This window comes from Leisingera sp., assembly GCF_034669605.1.
Taxonomy (GTDB): Bacteria; Pseudomonadota; Alphaproteobacteria; order Rhodobacterales; family Rhodobacteraceae; genus Leisingera.
This window is the reverse complement of sequence record NZ_JAXMOX010000258.1, coordinates 1-5,769: the sequence shown is the minus strand read 5'-3', so window position 1 is coordinate 5,769 and position 5,769 is coordinate 1. Positions and strand designations below refer to the sequence as shown.

At 56.2% G+C, this 5,769-nt stretch carries 5 protein-coding genes and 1 pseudogene; 3 read left to right on the top strand and 3 right to left on the bottom strand.

Going from position 1 to position 5,769, the window contains the following annotated elements; all coding sequences use genetic code 11:
- Both VOI29_RS22115 and VOI29_RS22110 read right to left on the bottom strand, forming a co-directional pair.
- Positions 1–208 (bottom strand): transposase (locus VOI29_RS22115; protein WP_323783738.1); only part of this gene is annotated, 208 nt, incomplete at its 3' end.
- A 938-nt stretch (positions 209–1,146) separates the two neighbouring features.
- Positions 1,147–1,329 (bottom strand): annotated as a pseudogene (locus VOI29_RS22110) (integrase core domain-containing protein); the annotation flags it as partial.
- A 365-nt stretch (positions 1,330–1,694) separates the two neighbouring features.
- Here VOI29_RS22110 and VOI29_RS22105 point away from each other — a divergent pair.
- Together VOI29_RS22105 and VOI29_RS22100 are read left to right on the top strand one after the other, a co-directional pair.
- Positions 1,695–2,906, top strand: a complete 1,212-nt coding sequence (locus tag VOI29_RS22105; protein WP_323783736.1) for an IS256 family transposase — start codon at positions 1,695–1,697, stop codon at positions 2,904–2,906.
- A gap of 539 nt (positions 2,907–3,445) precedes the next feature.
- The gene (locus VOI29_RS22100) at positions 3,446–4,114 is read left to right on the top strand and encodes a hypothetical protein (RefSeq protein ID WP_323783734.1); all 669 of its coding nucleotides are present in this window, start codon (positions 3,446–3,448) and stop codon (positions 4,112–4,114) included.
- Here VOI29_RS22100 and VOI29_RS22095 read toward each other — a convergent pair.
- Entirely contained in the window at positions 4,052–4,714 is a 663-nt protein-coding gene (locus tag VOI29_RS22095; RefSeq protein ID WP_323783732.1) for a hypothetical protein, read from the bottom strand. The two genes, VOI29_RS22100 and VOI29_RS22095, sit on opposite strands and share 63 nt — an antisense overlap.
- A 219-nt stretch (positions 4,715–4,933) precedes the next feature.
- On the opposite strand from VOI29_RS22095, the gene VOI29_RS22090 reads away from it, so the two are divergent.
- Complete coding sequence (locus VOI29_RS22090; protein ID WP_323783730.1) at positions 4,934–5,275, top strand: hypothetical protein; 342 nt, start codon at positions 4,934–4,936, stop codon at positions 5,273–5,275.
- The last annotated feature ends 494 nt before the right edge of the window (positions 5,276–5,769 follow it).

The following is a 5,769-nucleotide window of genomic DNA, read 5'->3' as shown; positions in this document are numbered from 1 at the left end:
ACGGCAGGCCGAACAGCACTTTCACCATCAAACAAAACTGAATCGCCGCATCCGAGAACACAGCAGGGCGGCCGTTGCGACCGGCCCTGGGTGCCAGCCACACCATGTCCTTGTCCAGCCAGATCAGCAGCGAGCCGCGCTGCTTCAGCGCGTCGTTGTAGGACTTCCAGTTCGTCGTGCGGTAGCGGGCGGGTTCAGGCTTGCTCATGCGAGCCTCTTAACCCACCGGATTCTCAAGGTGAATCCGCATTGGTCAAGTTCTGCAACAACGCCCACCTTATGCTGAAATCCTGCTTGATACTATAGATGCGGGAGATGATGTGACGATTGGTGGCTGCCTGCAGCAATGCATCGCCACAGAGGGGGGAGTTCAGATTACACCTATCATCCATCCGATTAATGGAGGCGAGAACCTAGACATTCATGTTTCTGGAATCAGTGCGAAAGAATTCGGCAAAGTAGGTCAGTTCGGAGTCGGGCGAGGCGCTGTTGGATTTAGAGTGCTAGAGGTGATGCAAACTCAGTGGCTCATGGAGAACGGTTTTTCCAAAGATCCTTCCCAGAATCCTCGTCACGTGAATGAGACTGCCAAAATTATGGCGAACCTACAACACTGGCAAAGTAGCGAAGGAAGGTCAGCGGGGATCCATTCATACGTGGCGTTTCTCTCACCCAAAGAGATTGATCCAAAGAAACACTACTTCTTGGGCCGATGCTCTAAGTGCAACCGCCCTTGCCCTATCTTGGAAGACCCAAGCGCAGGAAGGAAGCCAGAACCATTCTTTGGAAAAGGGGGTATTATCGGAACATGCTGCTACTGTGGTGATGAAGTCCGTGTTCCGGTGTCTAGGTTGAAATCAAAAGCCGGCCGTCCTTAGTCTGCGATCCACCCTTTCTATTGGCCTTCATCATTTCTTCCGCGATTGAGCCGTCGCGCAGCAGGAAAACCGGTCATTCATGCACGCCGCAGCAAGGGGCAGCCGTCGAATTCACAAGTCGCGGGACAATGCTGACATAGGACGGAAAGACCGTGTCAAATGTTCGTAGTGGTAAGCCAAGGGCCCAGAGGTGGCTCGGTTCGTTTGAATAGTTTCAAGCCGTTTCGTAAGTGGATTTTGCGCTCTGCTATGCCGCGACGGGGATTGGTCATGGCGTTGTGAGATTTGCCTGATCGGGCGTCTGCCCGTCCAGCGATGAGTACGGCCTCCTGCCGTTGTAGTGTCTACGCCAATCCTCCAGCTTTTCGCGGGCATCCGCAAGGCTCATGAACCAATGGGTTTTCAGGCATTCCGCCCGCAGCTTGCTGTTGAATGCCTCGATGAACCCGTTATGCAATCCATGTGCAGAAGGACCCTCTTACCTCAGATCCAAACCGATTGCAGTCTCATGATCACCGCGGCTACTCCCGTCAATGCCACCGCAAATATTGCGAAGAAAACCAGCGCAAGCAGGATCGGCCCGAACTTGCCCGGCAGCTTGTATACCAAGCCGCGCAGCCATTCCCATCGCCCGGAGCCCCTTTCAAGACTGCTGTCAGCAGTGTCCCAACGGTTGGTGTAATTTCCGCCGGTAGCGCGGGCTGAGCTGAGCCTTCGCGTAGCGAAGCGAGGCCCGCGCGAGCCGCTTGGCGGCCATAGTTGTTCTTCGGCTAAGGTTTGGTTTGCCGACCTGACCTATGACCGAGGAGTTCAACCATGACCAAGGACAGCCTATCAGAGACCGCCGCCCTGCGCGCGCTTTTGTCGGAGACCTCCGATACCCAGCTTCTGGCCGAGATGCTCGGGTTCGTCGCCGACCGCCTCATGGCGCTGGATGTCGACCAGCTCTGCGGCGCCGGGGCGCACGAACGCAGCACCGAACGGGTGAACCGCCGCAACGGATACCGGCCCCGATCCTGGGAGACGCGGGCCGGGACGGTTGACGTGAAGATCCCGAAGCTGCGTAAGGGCAGCTATTTTCCCGAGTTTCTGGAGCCGCGCCGGGCGGCGGAAAAGGCGATGACGGCGGTGATCCAGGAGGCCTATGTCCAAGGCCTCTCGACACGATCGGTAGATGACCTGGTCAAGGCGATGGGCATGGCCGGTGTGTCGAAGAGCCAAGTCTCACGGCTCTGTAGCGAGATCGACGAACGGGTCGGCGCGTTCCTGAACCGCCCGCTGGAAGGCGAATGGCCCTACCTGTGGCTCGACGCAACATACATCAAGGTGCGCCGCTCCGGCCGGATCGTCAGTGTCGCGGCCATAGTGGCCGTGGCGGTCAATCTGGACGGCCGTCGTGAGGTTCTGGGCATCGCCGTCCAGCCGAGCGAAGCGGAGGTCTTCTGGGACGAATTTCTCCGCTCTCTCACCGATCGCGGCCTGCGCGGCACCCGCCTGATCATTGCCGACGATCACAGGGGGCTGAAGGCTGCAGCCGCCAAGGTGCTTGGCGCGACCGTCCAGCGCTGCCGCGTTCATTTCATGCGCAATGCGCTCGCCTGCGTCGGCAAGAAGGACCGCCCGATCGTCACCGCGGCACTCAGAACGGCCTTCGACCAGGACACGCTCAAGGCGTCGAAAGAGCATTGGGCCAAGCTGGTCGACGCGTTCGAGCCGCGCCACCCCAGACTCGCGGAGATGATGCGCCGCGCCGAAGACGATGTCCTGGCCTACAAAAGCTTCCCCAAGGATCATTGGCCGAAAATCCACAGCACCAACCCACTTGAGCGTCTGAACAAGGAGATCAAGCGCCGGACCAACGTCGTGGGGATTTTCCCCAACGAGGCCGCGGTGACGCGCCTGGTCGGCGCCTTGATGCTGGAGCAAAACGATGAGTGGGCGATCACGCGGCGCTACATGACACTGGAAACCGTCGCCGCCATTTGCGACACTGCCCCCATGGACCCGGCGACAATCGCCGCCCTGTGACTGCGGCCGAGCCAAGGCCGAAGAGCAAAGTTACACCAACTCCCGGGACACTATCGAGCAGCCTGCACATCAACCTGAGGCCGCTTCGCGCAGGAAGCGCCCTTTGCAAACTCGGCCGTTTTACGCAACCAGCTGAGGTGTTGTGCTGCGGCGCAGCCCGCCGTTTCTGCCGTTCGCTGCGACAGCGAGCTTCTGAACCCGGTGAATTCACACACAGCGGGACAAGCCGGATCCACGCGCGCACAGCAGATGCAGGTGCAGAAAGCGCTTGATCTACTTCACGCCCGCAGCAGCGGCATTCCAACGACGCGGCAGATTTCCCCAAATGCTCCGGGTAGGCAGCAAAAAAAAACGTGTCGCCCTCCTGCAGGTGATCCAGAGCTTACAGAGGATTGGGGCGCTTTGCTTTCGCTCCGCCCACCATGTCGTCAAAACCCCGGCGTTGAAATGAGTCATGTTCTGCCTCCCCAAAGAAGTGAATCCTTGTTCTGCCCGCTCGCCAGGCGGGTGAAGTTTCGACTTTCTAAGAGGAGAAGATAATGGAACGTCAGAACATTCACATACATATGCAGGCTATTGAAGAGCGCTTCAAAGCTGACAACCTTACACTTTACGTGTGTGAACACCCGGATGAACTGCCAACCCTTCTGCTGGAGGTAGGAAAGAAGAAAGTGCATCCGATATCAGAGACCAGCGAAGATGAACTGCTATCAGGACGGGCACTTTGGCTATTTCTGAAGAAGGAAGGCCGGTGCATTATCTGCATTTCCGCCAAGCTGGTTGACCTTGGTGAAAAGGACTTCGGAAACTACTTCCGGAACCTCGCAGCTTCCAAGTACGCTGGCAGAGACAACGTTGTTGCTAGCGTGTCGCAGCCTTTGGTAGATGAACTAAGGGGCAGGCTAATCTACTTCGGCGGGATTGAGGTGGCGCCAGACGAAAGAGGCGGCATACGGCGGCTGGGAGATTTCGCTCAGTATGTGAAGCTTCTTGCAGCAATGCGCTGGGATTTTGATTGGATGTACACGATCATTGCCTACAAACATCGGCGCCTCGCTGACGATTATGGCTTCAACGGCAAATACCGGAACGCAATCCGCTGGGCGGAACCCGTCCCAGAGGGTTTGGCCAATGATCAGATGATTTTAGGCCTTAACGCTGTCCATTTTTCTCACATTGTCAGCAGTGTCGAGCCAGGTAATCTTTGAGAAAACAGCAGTGACCGGCTCTCCTCGAGTGTCGGTCACTCGCATTGTTACTTTACGGTAGCCGCCTTTTACCCTTTGCCCCTTTACGATGACATCAAGCACTTCATCTGTAACGATGTAGGGAACTTCCTCAAGCATTCTGTGTGAGTGCATGGCTCGTTCAAGGATACTCTCCTCAAAACTGCCAACGATCCGATAGAAGTCGCGGTTTCCTGCCAGCATTAACCGCTCCGCAGTCGCGCTGCGTTTCCCAATCTGGATCGGGTGCATTATCCTGTCTGTGGGTTCTATGAGTTCATAGAGGTCAACTTGATCTTCGAACCACTCCCAGTTTTTCAGTTGCCCGCCTTCTTGCTGAAACCAATCCAATATGTGGTCTGTGGTCACGTTGAATCCAGCCCTGGCACAGGCCGCATGCTCTGCGTTCGCCATCTCCGCCGCCCGCCATCGGTTCAAGCTTGCTGCGCTTGCGTGGGTTCCGGTTGGCAAATCGAAGAAAAACTGAATGGGTATGTGCAAACCGGCGGAAAGAAGTGCCAAGGTGGAAGCTGGAATCTCGCGATTATTCCTCATTTGGCTTCTGAGAGTGCCGTAGTTCACTCCCGAAATTGTGCAGGCCCTCTTCAACCGCACACCCGCGATCTTACAGGCAGCATCAATTCGATCAGCTATCATGAAATCTCCCCAAAAAGTTCACACATGTAACTTTTCACTCAAAAGATTGACAGAGGTAAAACAATCCAACAACACTAGCATGAAGTGATAAGTTTAACAACAATCAATACGTGTGTCCGGTGTTGTGCAGAGGATGAGTTCCATTTGAAACAGACAGATGCAAACCCATGGAATACAGAAGGAAATGATGGCGCTCTAGACCTTCAAGGCGCCGAGTTGGAGCTTTTGAATAAGGCGTGCAAGGCTTCCGGCAGAAGCCTCGCCTTTTGGACTCGTTTAACGGAAGGGCTTGATGAAAGTGCGCGTTCTCTGCTGGTTTCCAGGGCTCGCATGCTTTTATCAGAATTGCCTGCTTCGCCCGACGATCTGCCGCGAGATCAAAAGGAAGCAGTCAGTTTACTGTCCCTGGTTGGTCGGCGCGACCGGCAGATTTTTTTAAAAGCACTTCAAAGTCTAGTAGAACTTCGCGCAGGGCGGGAAAACTAGTTTGAAATTTGCGTACAGCGGCGCAACTTGAAGCAAGTGCTGCGCACACGCTAAAAGTCCACAAGAGCCCGCACTGCGTAATTTACGGCTTTAAAATCGCTGCACCCTGAATGAATAGCCGATATCTCCACTGCGCCGCAGACGGCTTCTTTCTGCCACCGCAGAAAATTCTTCCACTTTGCTTGAGCAGCACAATTTCGACAGGTCCGGAGTGGGCTCGCTGCCGACTTGCGGCGATGCGGCGGCAGCGTTGCAGCGAAACTTCACCAGGACGCTTCTGCCAGACGACGCCAGGCAGCCCGCTGCCCACCTTGCCCCAGCCAGCTACTTTGCTGCCGCTGCACGGCGGTCACAGCCCCGAGCGGTCCTTGGCGGGGGCGCCATGCAAAAGATGCTGCCGCTGCAAAAAATCCTGGCCGGCTTCCGAAAAGCGGCCGTTGAACCGCCTTGGCGCGCTGCCTTCAATGCTGCAGTCAGCACCAGGGGTAGAGGTG

Coding starts and splice junctions, on each gene's coding strand:
- VOI29_RS22100 (WP_323783734.1), top strand. CDS start 3,446: ATGGAACGTCAGAACATTCACATACATATGCAGGCTATTGAAGAGCGC.
- VOI29_RS22105 (WP_323783736.1), top strand. CDS start 1,695: ATGACCAAGGACAGCCTATCAGAGACCGCCGCCCTGCGCGCGCTTTTG.